General features: G+C 49.3%; 15 protein-coding genes. 6 read left to right on the top strand and 9 right to left on the bottom strand.

What is annotated here, in order from left to right; genetic code table 11:
- Window positions 1–169 precede the first annotated feature (169 nt).
- The 3 genes from miaA to hpnC are packed head-to-tail and all read left to right on the top strand — an operon-like array spanning window position 170 to window position 2,706.
- Entirely contained in the window at window positions 170–1,111 is a 942-nt protein-coding gene (gene miaA / locus ACTHTS_RS00455; RefSeq protein WP_440368827.1) for a tRNA (adenosine(37)-N6)-dimethylallyltransferase MiaA, read from the top strand.
- 3 nt (window positions 1,112–1,114) lie between these two features.
- Entirely contained in the window at window positions 1,115–1,837 is a 723-nt protein-coding gene (tadA, locus tag ACTHTS_RS00450; RefSeq protein ID WP_440368825.1) for a tRNA adenosine(34) deaminase TadA, read from the top strand.
- 53 nt (window positions 1,838–1,890) lie between these two features.
- On the top strand, window positions 1,891–2,706 hold the full coding sequence (gene hpnC, locus ACTHTS_RS00445; RefSeq protein ID WP_440368823.1) for a squalene synthase HpnC: 816 nt from the start codon (window positions 1,891–1,893) through the stop codon (window positions 2,704–2,706).
- Window positions 2,707–2,755: 49 nt separating this feature from the next.
- On the opposite strand, the gene htpX is transcribed toward hpnC, so the two are convergent.
- The 6 genes from htpX to surE form a co-directional block, all read right to left on the bottom strand.
- Complete coding sequence (gene htpX / locus ACTHTS_RS00440) at window positions 2,756–3,595, bottom strand: protease HtpX (protein WP_063075823.1); 840 nt, start codon at window positions 3,593–3,595, stop codon at window positions 2,756–2,758.
- Between the two features lie 189 nt (window positions 3,596–3,784).
- Window positions 3,785–4,693: an oxygen-dependent coproporphyrinogen oxidase gene (gene hemF, locus ACTHTS_RS00435; RefSeq protein WP_440368820.1), complete on the bottom strand. Its 909-nt coding sequence runs from the start codon at window positions 4,691–4,693 to the stop codon at window positions 3,785–3,787.
- 129 nt (window positions 4,694–4,822) lie between these two features.
- Window positions 4,823–5,356 (bottom strand): C40 family peptidase, encoded by a 534-nt coding sequence (locus tag ACTHTS_RS00430; protein WP_440368818.1) that lies wholly within the window; start codon window positions 5,354–5,356, stop codon window positions 4,823–4,825.
- 43 nt (window positions 5,357–5,399) lie between these two features.
- Window positions 5,400–6,923 carry a phospholipase D family protein gene (locus ACTHTS_RS00425; RefSeq protein WP_440368816.1) on the bottom strand — a complete coding sequence of 508 codons (1,524 nt, stop codon included), beginning with the start codon at window positions 6,921–6,923 and terminating at the stop codon, window positions 5,400–5,402.
- 78 nt (window positions 6,924–7,001) lie between these two features.
- Window positions 7,002–7,913: a peptidoglycan DD-metalloendopeptidase family protein gene (locus ACTHTS_RS00420; protein WP_440368814.1), complete on the bottom strand. Its 912-nt coding sequence runs from the start codon at window positions 7,911–7,913 to the stop codon at window positions 7,002–7,004.
- Window positions 7,914–8,006: 93 nt separating this feature from the next.
- On the bottom strand, window positions 8,007–8,762 hold the full coding sequence (surE, locus tag ACTHTS_RS00415) for a 5'/3'-nucleotidase SurE (protein ID WP_440368812.1): 756 nt from the start codon (window positions 8,760–8,762) through the stop codon (window positions 8,007–8,009).
- 98 nt (window positions 8,763–8,860) lie between these two features.
- Between surE and ACTHTS_RS00410 the strand changes: the two genes are divergently transcribed.
- Window positions 8,861–9,199 (top strand): hypothetical protein, encoded by a 339-nt coding sequence (locus ACTHTS_RS00410; protein ID WP_004520298.1) that lies wholly within the window; start codon window positions 8,861–8,863, stop codon window positions 9,197–9,199.
- A 55-nt stretch (window positions 9,200–9,254) separates the two neighbouring features.
- Here the strand turns inward: ACTHTS_RS00410 and ACTHTS_RS00405 are convergent, their stop codons facing one another.
- The gene (locus ACTHTS_RS00405; RefSeq protein ID WP_070838085.1) at window positions 9,255–9,623 is read right to left on the bottom strand and encodes a rhodanese-like domain-containing protein; all 369 of its coding nucleotides are present in this window, start codon (window positions 9,621–9,623) and stop codon (window positions 9,255–9,257) included.
- A gap of 112 nt (window positions 9,624–9,735) precedes the next feature.
- Complete coding sequence (locus ACTHTS_RS00400; protein WP_003686488.1) at window positions 9,736–10,071, bottom strand: carboxymuconolactone decarboxylase family protein; 336 nt, start codon at window positions 10,069–10,071, stop codon at window positions 9,736–9,738.
- 128 nt (window positions 10,072–10,199) lie between these two features.
- Between ACTHTS_RS00400 and ACTHTS_RS00395 the strand changes: the two genes are divergently transcribed.
- Complete coding sequence (locus ACTHTS_RS00395; RefSeq protein ID WP_440368809.1) at window positions 10,200–11,156, top strand: cupin domain-containing protein; 957 nt, start codon at window positions 10,200–10,202, stop codon at window positions 11,154–11,156.
- A 101-nt stretch (window positions 11,157–11,257) separates the two neighbouring features.
- On the opposite strand, the gene typA is transcribed toward ACTHTS_RS00395, so the two are convergent.
- Window positions 11,258–13,069: a translational GTPase TypA gene (gene typA, locus ACTHTS_RS00390; RefSeq protein WP_107696847.1), complete on the bottom strand. Its 1,812-nt coding sequence runs from the start codon at window positions 13,067–13,069 to the stop codon at window positions 11,258–11,260.
- Between the two features lie 419 nt (window positions 13,070–13,488).
- On the opposite strand from typA, the gene bfr reads away from it, so the two are divergent.
- Window positions 13,489–13,953, top strand: coding sequence for a bacterioferritin (bfr, locus tag ACTHTS_RS00385; protein WP_004520304.1), 465 nt, complete (start codon window positions 13,489–13,491; stop codon window positions 13,951–13,953).
- Window positions 13,954–13,967: the final 14 nt, after the last annotated feature.

Below are 13,967 nucleotides of genomic sequence, written 5' to 3'. Positions count from 1 at the left end.
CTGCCGGCGCAATGACGGCAGCAGCAGGTTTGAAATCAATATAAAAGGCCGTCTGAAACGGCGCAGCAAGTGTAACGCTTTTGATAATGTAGGGCAAATGTTTCAGACGGCCTGAAATATGGTTTGCCCGGGTTTGCTATAATCGCATTTTTAATTTTTCCGTTTTCTTATGAACGCGCCCAAAGCCTTCGCCGTACTCGGCCCGACCGCCGGCGGTAAAACCGCACTGGCCTTAAATATTGCCCAATCGCTGCCGGTGGAAATCATCAGTTTGGATTCCGCACTGGTGTATCGCGGCATGGACATCGGTACGGCCAAGCCGACTGCCGAAGAGCTTGCCGCCGTACCGCATCATTTGATTGATATTATTTCGCCGCTGGAAAGTTACAGTGCGGCAGATTTTGTCGGCGACTGCGTGCGCTTGGTGAACGAAATACATGCGCGCGGTCGCTATCCGCTGATTGTCGGCGGCACGATGATGTATTTCCACGCGTTGACGGAAGGTTTGAACGACTTACCTAGCGCGGATGCGGCAGTGCGCGCACAACTTCAGGCAGAAAAAAACGAACACGGTTTGGCAGGCCTGTATTGCCGTTTGCAGGAAATTGACCCGATTACGGCAGGCCGTCTGAAAGCCAATGACAGCCAGCGTATTGAACGCGCTTTGGAAGTCTATCTTTTGACCGGCAAGCCTTTGAGCGAACATTTTACAGAGCAGAAGCAGGCCGCGCCTTTATTAGATTTATGCACGGTTGCCCTGATTCCTGAAGACCGTCATTTGTTACACCAGCAAATCGAAAAACGCTTTTTAAATATGCTGGAACACGGTTTCCTCGATGAAATGCACGCTTTACGCCGCGATTATCCGCAGCTGCATGCCGATATGCCGTCTATGCGCTGCGTGGGCTACCGTCAGGCTTGGGATTATCTCGAAGGCGAAACCGATTATGACACCTTTGTCGAAAAAGGCATTGTCGCCACGCGCCAGCTTGCCAAACGCCAGTTGACCTGGTTACGGAAAATTCCTTTGGCGCACACGTTAGATCCTTACGCAGACAGCGATTATGTTCAGACGGCCTTAGCCTTGGCGCGTCAGCATTTTCAGGAATAATCCATGCTGACCACGCCACCACTTGCGCCTAAGACATTGGCCGCGCTAAAAGAATTGGGTATTTGTACACTGGAAGATCTACAGGAAATCGGCGCAGTCCGCGCATTTCTATTGCTGAAAGCGTCGGGTTTGACCGTAACCAAAAGCACCTTATGGCAACTGGCTGCGTTGGTTTCAGGAGTGGATGTCCGGCATATTTCCGAGGAGAGAAAGACGGAGCTGGGCGAGGCATTAAAAAACCATCCGCCTGTTGCCGTTTTCCCTTCGCAAAGCGATATGGAAGCCTTTATGCGGCTGGCGATAGAACAGGCCAAACAATCGGCGGCATTGGGCGAAGTCCCCGTTGGCGCGGTCATCGTATATCAAGGCAAGGCAATGGCTGCGGCACACAATACCTGCATTGGCGACCACAATGTCAGCCATCATGCCGAAATCAACGCGCTTGCCGCCGCCGGAAAAGCCTTGCAAAACTATCGCTTGGAAGATTGCGACGTGTACATCACCTTAGAGCCTTGCTCCATGTGCGCCTCTGCCTTGATGCAGGCACGGGTCGGGCGCGTGATTTATGGTGCGGCCGAAGCTAAAACCGGTGCGGCAGGCAGCGTGGTCGATTTGTTTGCCGACAAACGTCTGAACAAGCATACCGCAATTTTGGGCGGCATATTGGCAGAAGAATGCCAAAGCGTATTGCAGGATTTCTTTGCGGCCAAACGTAAGGCCGTCTGAATTTCAGACGGCCTGTCAGCAAAAACACTTTATTTTAAATTTTCGGATTTCCCATGTCAGTCAATCATTATGAAAACTTCCCTGTCGGCTCCATTGTGCTGCCGCGTCGTTTGCGCAAGCCGGTTCACGCCGTTTACGCTTTTGCACGGACGGCGGACGATATTGCCGACGAAGGCAATGCCGAAGCAGCCGAACGTCTGCGCCAACTGGACGAACTGAAGGCAGAGTTAGACTGCATTGCACAAGGCGGGAAACCGCAAACGGCTTTAATGCAGCGTTTGTACAACGAAGCGATTGAGCCGTTTCAATTACCGTTGCAGCCGTTTTATGATTTGCTGGCGGCGTTCAGTCAGGATGTGGGCAAAACCCGTTATGAAAACTTTGGCGAATTGATTGCCTATTGCCGCTTGTCCGCCAATCCGGTGGGGCGCATTATGCTGCATTTATACGGGCAAACCGATGAAGTGAGCATGGCGCAAAGCGATGGTATTTGCACTGCCTTGCAGCTGATTAATTTCTGGCAGGACGTGGCGGTGGATTGGCAGAAAGGGCGCGTGTACATCCCCCAGGAAGATTTGCAGAAGTTCAAAGTTAGCGAAGAACAGATTGCGGCCGGTAAAGCCGACTTTGCTTTTCAACGATTGATGGCGCACGAGTGCCAACGTGCCTTTCAAATGCTGAAGGCCGGCTCGCCGTTGGGCAAAACCCTCAAAGGGCGAATCGGTTTTGAGCTGCGCATGATTATTGTCGGCGGCCAGTTGATTTTGCAAAAGCTGGACAGTTGCAAATATGACGTGTTTAACCAGCGCCCGCTGTTGGATAAGAAAGACTGGATGATTATCATCAAGCGGGCTTTGATGAAGAAATAAAAAAAGGCCGTCTGAAATTGATGTTTCAGACGGCCTTGATGTTTTTCGATTAGCGGTTTTTCAAACGGCTGATGCGGTTGTCCAAAGAAGGATGGGTACTGAACCAAGAATCTTTGGCTTCGCTGGCAATGCCCATTGCAGTCATGGTTTGCGGCAGGTCGCTGGGGTTGCCTTTCAAGCGTTGCAGGGCGGCAATCATTTTCGGCGCACCCACCAGTTTTGCAGCGCCTGCATCGGCGCGGTATTCGCGTTGGCGGCTGAACCACATCACGATGATGCTGGCGAGGAAGCCGAATACAATCTGCAATACCATGCTGACCATGAAATATGTACCTTGCGACGTACTGCCGTCATTGTTACGCGCCACCATGCTGGAAACGATACGCGCCAAGAAGACGACAAAAGTATTCACAATACCTTGAATCAGCGTCAGCGTTACCATATCGCCGTTGCCGACGTGCGCCATTTCATGCGCCAAAACGGCTTCGACTTCATCGCGGGTCATGTGGTCGAGCAGGCCGGTGCTGACGGCGACGAGCGAGCTGTTTTTGGTTGCGCCGGTTGCAAAGGCATTAGGCTCGGGAGAGTCGTAAATGGCGACTTCCGGCGTTTTCAGATTCCATTGGCGGGCTTGCGCTTCAACAGTTGCCAACAGCCAAGCTTCTTCTTCGCTTTGGGGCTGGTCGATGACGACGGCGCCAACCGAATGTTTGGCGATGGTTTTTGACATCAGCAGGGAGACAATCGAGCCGCTGAAGCCAACGACTGCGGAATAAGCCAACAGGCTGCCGACTTGGTCGGTACTGTTGATGCCCAAGATGGCCAAAATAACACGGATGACAACCAGAACTGCGATATTGGTTGCGATAAATAAGAAAATGCGTTTCACCGATTATTCCTTTTTAGTGTGGTTTGTGAGGTGATTTTTATATGGGCGCATTGTCTCAAAAACTCTATAGAGATGAAACAGCATGATAGGCAAAGGTATGCAAATTCAAAGCAATTGAAGCAAAGGCCGTCTGAAAAGGTAGTCTCAACCAGTGAGAATCGCTTTTCAGACGGCCTTTGATAGGTAAAACTATCTGCCGGCTTCTTCCAGCCAGTTGCGCGGTATGAGGAATTGATTGAGGCGTGCTTCGGGTGAACCTTCTTCCGGCACATATTGATACTCGAAGCGTACCAAAGGCGGCATGGACATCAAAATGCTTTCCGTACGGCCGCCGCTTTGCAGGCCGAACAGCGTGCCTCTGTCCCAAACCAAGTTAAACTCGACATAGCGTCCGCGACGGTAGAGTTGGAAATCGCGTTCACGTTCTCCATAAGGCGTATTTTTGCGTTTTGCCACAATCGGCAGATACGCGGCGATATAGCCTTCCCCGACTGCCTTGATAAAATTCAAGCAGGTATCGAAATCCCAGCGGTTTAAATCGTCAAAAAACAGGCCGCCCACGCCGCGTGTTTCGTTACGGTGTTTCAAATAGAAATATTCGTCACACCATTGTTTGAATTCAGGATAAACCGATTCGCCAAATGGCGCGCATACGTCCCGAGCCACTGTGTGCCAATGCACGATATCTTCTTCAAAAGGATAAAACGGCGTCAAATCAAAGCCGCCGCCAAACCACCAAACCGGCTCGGCATTTTCAGGGTAGGCAATAAAAAAGCGCACATTGGCATGGCTGGTCGGGACATAAGGATTTTTCGGATGAATGACCAGCGACACGCCCATGGCTTCAAACGTTGCGCCTGCCAATTCCGGACGATGGGCAGTGGCAGAAGCCGGCATTTTTGTTCCCTTCACATGAGAAAAATTCACACCGGCCTGCTCGAATACCGCGCCGTTTTTTAATACGCGGGTTTCACCTATGCCCAGTTTCCCCGTCCATGCTTCATGCACAAATTCGGCTTCGCCATCTTCTTGCTCCAACGCGGCGCAGATTTGGTTTTGCAGGGTTTTGAGGAGGTTTAGAACGGATTCTGTGTGCATGATATTTCCTTGATGGTGTTTTGTTATGGACAAATTTTTGCACAGGCCTATCTTGTAACCAAGCTTCATTCATCAGTAATAGGTTGAAAGGTATCGATGATGTTGCGATACCTTTCAGACGGCCTTGATTTATTCAGTAAAAAAGGTATGTGCGCCCAAATAGTTTTTGGCGTAAAACGGGGTGGAAAGTTTTTCGGTTTTGATGGTTTTGCCGCTGCTGGGGGCGTGGATGAATTCGCCGTTGCCGATGTAGAGGCCGACATGGGAATATTTGTGTGCGCCGCCGGTGTTGAAAAAGACCAGGTCGCCGGCTTTTAATTTGTCATCGGAAATTTTACGGCTGGCTGCGGCCATATCGCGCGCGGTGCGTGGCAGGTTGACGTTGAGGGCGTTTTTATAGACGAATTGGATCATGCCGCTGCAGTCAAAGCCTGTGGCTGTGGTACTGCCGCCCCATTTGTAGGGCGTGCCGATCAGACCCATGCTGTGAAGCATTAATTCCTGCGAACCTTGTGTGCGGTCGATATGGGAAATGCGGACAGGTTGGACTTTTCTGGCAGTTGTTTGCGGCTTGTGGGATTTATGCTTGCCGGTAGTGCCGCAGGAGGCCAACAATAGGCTGGTGGTACAAACAAATAGGGTTTTGCAGATGAGTCGAGACATGGTGAGTTCCTTCGGCCGCATGATTTCCGTTTTCAGACGGCCTCTATAATAATCCTTCTATGGGCAGAATGGACAGGATTTTTGAAGTAACCCGTTTCCAGAATTTGGCTTCTGGTTCTTGTGCGTAAGTTCGTTTTTCACTTGGGTCATACCAGTATAGTTTATTGTAATTACCAAGCGTTACCTGATAGGCGTAGTTTGGGGTGGTCGTGACGAGGGTGCGCTGCATTTGGCCTGCGATTTCGGGACTTTCGATGACGACACCCATTTCGGTATTGAGCCGTGCGGAACGTGGGTCGAGGTTGAATGAGCCGATGAAAATGCGTTTCTCGTCCACGATGAATGTTTTGGCATGCAAGCTGGTGGCGGAGCTACCGGTCAAGCCGCGGTCTTTTGTAGTTGGCACGGCATGGTTGGGCTGGAGCTCGTAAAGTTTGACTCCGGCTTTAAGCAAGGGTTTGCGGTATTTGACGTAGCCGGAATGGACGGCGGCAACGTCGGTCGCCTGTAGGGAGTTGGTCAGGACGGTAACGTCCACGCCGTTGTGTATCAGTTTTTCTATGGCTTTGACACCTGATTTTGTGGGCACAAAATAGGGGGAGACAAGGTAAACGCTTTTTTCAGGTTGCTTGAGGGCGTCTTGCAGGCGTTCGGAAATAGGCGGTTTGTGCCGGTCGCGGTCTAAGCCTTTAGCCGGGTCATCGCTGATCAGGCGTGTGCTGACACTTTGCCACTCCATAAGGTTGCTCTGCATTTTTTGATAGAGGTTGGAGTGTTCGATGCTTTGACGGTAGCGGATGAGCGTTTGATTTTTATCTTGGTCGGTGTAATCAAGCTCTGCCAATCCTTTTTGCAGGTTTCCTCGTTTGATGATGCTTGTTGCGTTATAAGCGGAATGGCTTGCCCAATAGCGGTCGAAGTCTTGGGAAACTTCGGTTACGACGCGGCCTGTGGCGAGGATATCGAGGTCGGCAAAGATGGTATCGTCGTTAACCTTAAAATATTCGTCGCCGATATTGCGTCCGCCCAAAATGGTGGCACGGTTGTCGGCGGTAAACGATTTGTTGTGCATTCGGCGGTTAAGTCGCGGGAAGTCGGTAACATAGCCGAGTGCACGCCATTTTCTGAAAATAAAGGGATTAAATAGACGGACTTCAATATTGGGATGATTGTCGAGTGCAAGCAGGAGATCATCCATGCCGTTGGTGTTGTTGTCGTCCAGAAGCAAACGCACACGGACGCCGCGTTCGGCCGCGCGATGAATCAGGTTGAACAGAAGCTTGCCGGAGATGTCGTTGTGCCAGATATAGTACTGCAAATCGAGGGTATGGTCTGCAGCTTCAATTAAGGCTGCTCGGGCGACAAAGGCTTCATGGGCATCGTTCAGCAGATAGATATGGGAAATATCGGTCTTGGAGGATGTAGAAGGAATGCCTAATGCGCTATCCAGCCGCGGCGTTGAAGGGATGTCAAGATAACTGCTTTGGGTGCGTTCGTCCAGTGATGGCAAAAACGCGGCGCAACCGCCTAATAGCAGGGTATAAAGAAAGGGAAGATGAAATTTCATGGGAAACCGGTACAAACAATCCCTACCTGAATGACATTTAGGCAGGGATTGAATTGAAATTAGGTTGCTTGAATCAGCTTAGAAGGCAACATAATTTGCCGGATTGACCGGTTTGCCGTTTTGACGGATTTCAAAGTGCAACTGGGTACGAGATGCATCGGTATTACCCATGTGCGCAATGGTTTGACCGCGTTTCACGGTTTGGTTTTCATTAACCAGCAGGCGTTGGTTGTGGCCGTATGCGCTCAAGAATGAGGAGTTGTGTTGGATGATGACCAAGTTGCCGTAACCGCGCAAGCCTGAGCCTGCGTAAACGACTTTACCGTCTGCCGCTGCAACAACAGGCTGGCCTTGCGTACCGGCGATATCCACACCTTTGTTGCTGCCGCCGAAGTTGGCAATAACGTTACCGGTAGTCGGACGCTGCCATGTGATGCCGCTGACGTTGCGGCTGCTGCCGGTAGATACGGTTGGTGTATTGGCAGGAGTGCTTGGGGCCGGAGCAGTGGTTGTAGTTGTTGGCGTAGAAGGTTTGCTTGCAGAAGCTGCAGGTGCAACGTAGCCTTCAGGTTTTACGCGCAGGGTTTGACCAATGCTGATGGTGTTGTCGGCCAAGTTATTCCATGCACGCAGATTGTCTTGGGTAATGTTGTAGCGTTTGGAGATGTTGTAAACGGTATCACCACGAACAACAGTATGTGTCGCTGCATTAATATCAACAGGCGCATAAGAAGGCGTGTAAGTGCCGGTGCTGCCGCTGTTGTACGTTGGAGTAGGTGTATTTGCCGGCGGAGTGTATGGCGCATCTGCCGCTGGGCTGGTGTTGGTATTGTAAGGCGCTGCACCGTAAGGATTATCAGCGGTAGAACTTGTTGTTGCCCCACCGCTTTGTGTGCCGACGACTACAGGAGCCGGTTGTTGGCTGGCACAGGCTGCAAGTAATAAAACCAAAGCTGCCGATCCGGCATAAGATACACTTTTTTTCAACATGTTAATGACTTTCGTATTCGGGTAATTGTTCTCATCGAGGCATATCATAATAAAAATATGCTTGTTTCTCAAGTGTTCGGCTGTTAGGGACTGTTAAGTCGCAGGGATTTCTGACCAAAAGGAAGCGGTTTGCTCCATTTGTCCGTAGGCAGTCAAATCGACTTGCAGGGGGGTAATCGTGATGAAGCCGGACGCGCATTCGCCAAAGTCGGTACCTTCTTCGCTGTCGGAAACATCGCCGACCGGCCCAATCCAATAAATTTGTTCGCCACGTGGATTATACATGGGAACAATGCTTTGTTCATGATGACGACGGCCAAGCCGTGTAATTTTTATGCCTTGGATATCCTCAGGTGCGACGGCAGGGATATTGATGTTCCATAAGATGGGTTTGGAAATAGGGCGTTTGAGAAAGTAGGAAAGCAGTATCCAAGCGGCTTTTTCCGCGGTTTCCCAATAACGGCCGCTGGAGTCGGCAAGCGAAAAGGCAATAGCGGGAATGCCCATCAGATAAGCTTCCGTTGCGGCGGCAACCGTACCGGAATAAAGCGTATCATCACCCATGTTTGCTCCGTTGTTAATGCCGGATAAGACTAAGTCGGGTTTAAAATCGGCAAGGGCGTGTTGGCCGACATGAATGCAGTCGGTGGGCGTACCATTCACATAGTAAAACCCGTTTTCTGCCTGTTTTAGTTGTAAAGGACGGTCTAAAGTCAGGGAATTGCTGACGCCGCTGCGATCGCGTTCGGGCGCAACCACCCTGACATTGGCAAATTCTGCACACACTCTTGCCAAAACAGCCAAACCAGGCGCAAGATAACCATCGTCGTTTGAGATTAATATGTTCATGTGACAATATTGTGTCTATCGGTAAGATGGGCCGTATTGTACTGGTTTGCTTGAGCGATTGTCCACGAATCGGCAACGTTTGGGCGGAAAGGATAATAATGAAACATTATGAGTTAGACCCCAAAGCTTTATTGGGCGGCGTGATTGCTTCAGACGGCAATCAGGAGATTGTTCAGCTTTCACTGCAGAAGAATAATGAAATTCCGGCATATGAGGCGGATGCGATTATTTTGCTTTTGGTTTTAAACGGCAAAGCCGAAATCAAAACGGTGGACGAAGTTTTGCAAACCGAAGGCTTGCAAGTTATCCGTCTTGAGCCGATGGAAGCACACAGCATTCGCGCGTTGGCCGATAACACCAATATTTTGGTTATCAAACAATTAATTCACGAAACAGGTCTCAGTAAACGTTTGAGATTTGGAAGTTGCTGTCTGTAATGGCAATAAAGGCCGTCTGAAAAGTTTCAGACGGCCTTTTTAAAATCAACTAGATTTATTTCAAACCTTTTTTCACCAAGTCTTCGTAACCGCCATGGTTGGTTACGTTGGTGTAGCCGGCTTTTTTCAGCTCAGTCAGCGCGGCTTCTGCACGTCGGCCGCTGCGGCAGTAGAGGTTGACCGGTGCATTTTTATCCGGGCTAACGGATTTGATGCGGTCAACGATTTGATCGTGCGGAATATTGAGTGCACCTTGCAAATGGCCTTCTTTAAATTCTTCGGCAGAGCGGACATCAATCCAAACGCCTTTTGCTTTTGCAGGTTGTGCCGCGCTTTTTTCAACTTTTGGCATAGAGGCTGCGGAAGCGGCCAAAGGAGTAGCCACAGCGGCGGCAAAAAGTACGGCGGTCAGCAGTTTCTTCATGGTTCAATCTCCTATTAGACAGAAAACAATATGATAACTTTATCAGTTTAGCATTTCATCAGGCCGTCTGAAAGGGGAGTCGGCTTTCAGACGGCCTGATTTTACAAACCGGTTAGCGTTGGGTTTCTACTGCTTCCAAAGCACGCAAAGCGTATGTATAAGCGGCACCTGCGTTCAGGGCGATAGCAGTGGCCAATGCGCCGGCGATTTCGCTTTCGGTTGCACCTGCTTTGGCTGCGGCGGCGGCATGCACGCTGATGCAGCTTTCGCAACGTGTGGTAATGGCAACGGCAATGGCGATCAGTTCGCGTGTTTTAGCATCCAGTGCTTCGGCAGCAGCTGCTTGATCCAGTGCGCCGTAGGCTTGCAGCATTTTAGGATGGTTTTTACCCAGTTCACCGAATGCTTTTTTTACCAAGGCGGTATGTTCAGGCCAGTCTTTAAACATGATATGTCCTTTCTTAATGTAAGTGGATAAGATAAAAAATCCTATCCGTTTGTGTTTGGTGTGTGTATTATTGCAATAATTGGAAGAATAAAATCGTCAAAACATCTCATTTATTGGTAAAAAACACTATGGATATTTTGGATAGGCTGGTCGAATTGGCGCAGGTAAAAGGCAGCGTGGATGTTCAATGTCTGTTTCAGGGGGAGTGGTATGTACGGCATGAATCAAAGCGTGCGCATGGTTTGGTTCATATCGTCACTGCCGGTTCGGGTTATATCCGAATTGATGGGGAGCAAGAGCCAAGGCTGCTGAGTGCGGGGGATATCATTTTTTTTCCGCGCAGCGTAGGGCATACTTTGAGCAGTGATAGCAGTTGTGAAAATTTCGGTGTCAGCGTGCTGACGAGTGAAAAAGGCGCATTTAAAGTCAAGCAGAGTCATGCAGGAGGCGATGCGGCTTTGCATCTTTTCTGCGCGCGGTTTGAATATGAAGCGCAGGCAGATATTATGGCGGGGCTGCCTGACACGGTTTTGCTGAATATCAACCATCCTTCTTTGCAGTATTTGGTGGCGTTATTGCAGTATGAGAGCGGTCAGGCTTTGTCCGGCTCGGTAGCGGTTGTGAACGCATTGGCTTCGGTGTTGTTGGTATTTCTGCTTCGAGCCAGCCTAGAGAAAAATGGGGAAGCGCAATTAAGCGGTTTGCTGAATGGTTGGCAGGATAAACGCCTGCGGAATCTGCTTCAGGCAGTAGTGGATAAGCCGGAAGAGGAATGGAATATCGAGAAAATGACCGCGATGGCCAACTTATCTCGCGCCCAGTTGATGCGAGTATTTAAGCAGCAGACGGGAACCAGCCCGCATGCCTTTGTAAACAGTATCCGCTTACAGCAGGGGGCATTATTGTTGAAACAGACGGCGGATTCGGTTTTATCGGTTGCGCTCTCGGTTGGTTTTCAATCGGAAACGCATTTTGGCAAGGCATTTAAAAAGCAATATGGGATATCGCCGGGGCAATATCGTAAAAGTGATCGCGCTGATGAAGCAGCAGTACAAGCGGAAGAAATGCCGATTTATTTTATTTGAACAGATGATAAAAGGCCGTCTGAAAGTGTAAAAATGAAATCTAGGATTTCTAAAACACTTTTCAGACGGCCTTAATTTTAAAATGCGTCAATCAGACGGGATTAGTCCAGTTTTTTGAAATGACGGCGACGTTCCAATTCGCTCAGGTAGCGTTTACGCAGGCGGATGGATTGTGGCGTAATTTCAACCAGTTCGTCATCGTCGATGAACTCAACTGCGCCTTCCAAAGTCAATTTGATCGGCGTAGTCAGGCGCACGGCTTCATCTGTACCGCTGGCACGGACGTTGGTCAGTTTTTTACCTTTCAGAGGGTTTACCACCAAGTCGTTGTCGCGGCTGTGGATACCGATAATCATACCTTCGTAGACTTTGTCGTTTGGAGAAACGAACATACGGCCGCGGTCTTCCAAGTTCCAAAGGGCGTAAGCAACGGCTTCACCTTGCTCTTGAGAAACCAGTACGCCGTTGTGACGGCCGGGCATATCAGGTTTAACCGGAGCATAGTCGTCAAAAACGTGGCTCATCAAGCCGGTACCGCGGGTCAAGGTCATAAATTCACCTTGGAAACCGATCAGGCCGCGTGCAGGAATGTGGTACTCCAGACGGGTACGGCCATTGCCGTCGCTTTCCATATTAGTCAATTCGCCACGGCGACGGCCAAGCTCTTCCATAACGGCACCTTGGTTGTCATCCGGTACGTCCACGGTCAGGTTTTCGTAAGGCTCGCATTTTTGACCGTTGATTTCACGGAATACCACGCGCGGCTTACCGACTGCCAATTCAAAGCCTTCGCGGCGCATGTTTTCCAACAAAATGGTCAGGTGCAATTCGCCACGGCCGGAAACGCGGAATACATCAGCGTCGGCAGTATCTTCAACACGCAGGGCAACGTTGGTCAGCAATTCTTTTTGCAGGCGGTCGCGGATTTGGCGGGAAGTCACGAATTTGCCTTCAGTACCGGCCAAAGGAGAAGTATTGACCATAAAGTCCATGGTCAGGGTCGGTTCGTCCACGCTCAACATAGGCAAGCCTTTAGGATTGTCTTTATCAGTAATGGTTACACCGATACCGATGTCTTCGATACCGGAAATAATCACGATGTCACCGGCTTCAGCTTCTTCCAAAGGTACGCGTTCCAAGCCTTGGAAGCCCAACAGCTGGTTGATGCGGCCTTGGGCGACTTGTTCTTCATGATTCATAACGGCAACGACTTGGCCGGGTTTGATACGGCCGTTCAGGATGCGGCCGATACCGAGGCGGCCGGTGTAGTTGTCATAGTCCAGTTGGGAAATTTGCAGTTGCAACGTTTCGTCCGCGCTGCCGCTTGGTGCAGGAGTATGTTTTAAGATGGTCTCAAACAGAGGACGCATATCGTTGCTCTCGTCGGTTTCTTCCAATTTGGCAAAGCCGGAGAGGCCGGAAGCATAAACGATAGGGAAGTCCAATTGTTCGTCTGTTGCGCCCAGGTTGTCGAACAATTCGAATGTTTGGTCGATAACCCAGCTTGGACGGGCAGACGGTTTGTCGATTTTGTTGATAACAACGATAGGTTTCAGACCCAAAGCCAAGGCTTTTTTGGTCACGAAACGGGTTTGCGGCATAGGGCCTTCTTGTGCGTCAACCAACAGTACGACGCAGTCAACCATGCCCAATACACGTTCCACTTCGCCACCAAAATCGGCGTGTCCCGGGGTATCTACGATGTTGATGTGGTAGCCTTCGTATTCGATGGCGGTATTTTTAGCGAGAATGGTAATGCCGCGTTCTTTTTCAAGATCGTTGCTGTCCATGACGCGTTCTTCGACTTGCTGGTTGGAACGGAATGTACCGGACTGGCGCAGTAATTGGTCAACTAATGTGGTTTTGCCATGGTCGACGTGGGCGATGATGGCAATATTGCGAATTTGTTTCATGATAATTTATGTGTTTCAGCTAGGTGCTTAAAAAAAAGATAACTGGCAATTATAGCACGATTCGCAAGTGATGACGGAATGGATGATTCAAAAAAACCAGGCAAAAGCAGTTGAGAATAATTCATAATTAAATTTGATTGATTTTGCCGGATTATTTGCTTTTATTTATGGTTAACGAATGTAAATGTTTTTGAATAATGCAATGGATTCTTAATACCAATGTCAAAAAATTATTATTAAAAACAGTTGGTTAATTTTTCAGACGGCCTTTTAGGCGGGTTAAATTTTTTGATAATTGTTTGTATTTTAAATAGAAAATTTGTCAAAAGTGCTACTTGTGCATACAATTACCTCATTCCATAACAACACACGAATCTTCATTTCGTGATTATCAACTTTTAAAAGAAAGAGAAAGAATTATGCAAGGCAACCAAGCAGTTATTGATTACATGAACGAATTATTGTCTGGTGAGTTGGCTGCTCGCGACCAATATTTTATCCACTCTCGCCTGTACTCTGAATGGGGTTACACCAAACTGTTCGAACGTTTGAACCACGAGATGGAAGAAGAAACCACTCACGCCGAAGACTTCATCCGTCGTATCCTGATGTTGGGTGGTACGCCTAAAATGACCCGTGCCGAACTGAACATCGGTACTGACGTAATCTCTTGTCTGAAAGCAGACTTGAATACTGAATACGAAGTACGCGATGCGTTGAAAAAAGGCATCAAATTGTGCGAAGAAGCTCAAGACTATGTTACCCGCGATTTGATGATTGCCCAACTGAAAGACACTGAAGAAGATCACGCTCACTGGTTGGAACAACAACTGCGTCTGATCGAATTGGTCGGCGAAGGCAACTACTACCAAAGCCAACTGTAATCTAGCGTATAACA

The sequence above is a fragment of the Neisseria sp. P0019.S003 genome (genome assembly GCF_051957115.1).
Taxonomy (GTDB): Bacteria; Pseudomonadota; Gammaproteobacteria; order Burkholderiales; family Neisseriaceae; genus Neisseria; species Neisseria flavescens_D.
The sequence above is the reverse complement of the archived record's forward strand: the minus strand, read 5'-3'. Positions and strand labels throughout refer to the sequence as shown.

Bases quoted from the DNA above. Each gene is read 5' to 3' on its own strand.
- miaA (WP_440368827.1), top strand. From the start codon at position 170: ATGAACGCGCCCAAAGCCTTCGCCGTACTCGGCCCGACCGCCGGCGGT.
- tadA (WP_440368825.1), top strand. From the start codon at position 1,115: ATGCTGACCACGCCACCACTTGCGCCTAAGACATTGGCCGCGCTAAAA.
- hpnC (WP_440368823.1), top strand. From the start codon at position 1,891: ATGTCAGTCAATCATTATGAAAACTTCCCTGTCGGCTCCATTGTGCTG.
- hemF (WP_440368820.1), bottom strand. From the start codon at position 4,693: ATGCACACAGAATCCGTTCTAAACCTCCTCAAAACCCTGCAAAACCAA.
- ACTHTS_RS00430 (WP_440368818.1), bottom strand. From the start codon at position 5,356: ATGTCTCGACTCATCTGCAAAACCCTATTTGTTTGTACCACCAGCCTA.
- ACTHTS_RS00425 (WP_440368816.1), bottom strand. From the start codon at position 6,923: ATGAAATTTCATCTTCCCTTTCTTTATACCCTGCTATTAGGCGGTTGC.
- ACTHTS_RS00420 (WP_440368814.1), bottom strand. From the start codon at position 7,913: ATGTTGAAAAAAAGTGTATCTTATGCCGGATCGGCAGCTTTGGTTTTA.
- surE (WP_440368812.1), bottom strand. From the start codon at position 8,762: ATGAACATATTAATCTCAAACGACGATGGTTATCTTGCGCCTGGTTTG.
- ACTHTS_RS00410 (WP_004520298.1), top strand. From the start codon at position 8,861: ATGAAACATTATGAGTTAGACCCCAAAGCTTTATTGGGCGGCGTGATT.
- ACTHTS_RS00405 (WP_070838085.1), bottom strand. From the start codon at position 9,623: ATGAAGAAACTGCTGACCGCCGTACTTTTTGCCGCCGCTGTGGCTACT.
- ACTHTS_RS00400 (WP_003686488.1), bottom strand. From the start codon at position 10,071: ATGTTTAAAGACTGGCCTGAACATACCGCCTTGGTAAAAAAAGCATTC.
- ACTHTS_RS00395 (WP_440368809.1), top strand. From the start codon at position 10,200: ATGGATATTTTGGATAGGCTGGTCGAATTGGCGCAGGTAAAAGGCAGC.
- typA (WP_107696847.1), bottom strand. From the start codon at position 13,069: ATGAAACAAATTCGCAATATTGCCATCATCGCCCACGTCGACCATGGC.
- bfr (WP_004520304.1), top strand. From the start codon at position 13,489: ATGCAAGGCAACCAAGCAGTTATTGATTACATGAACGAATTATTGTCT.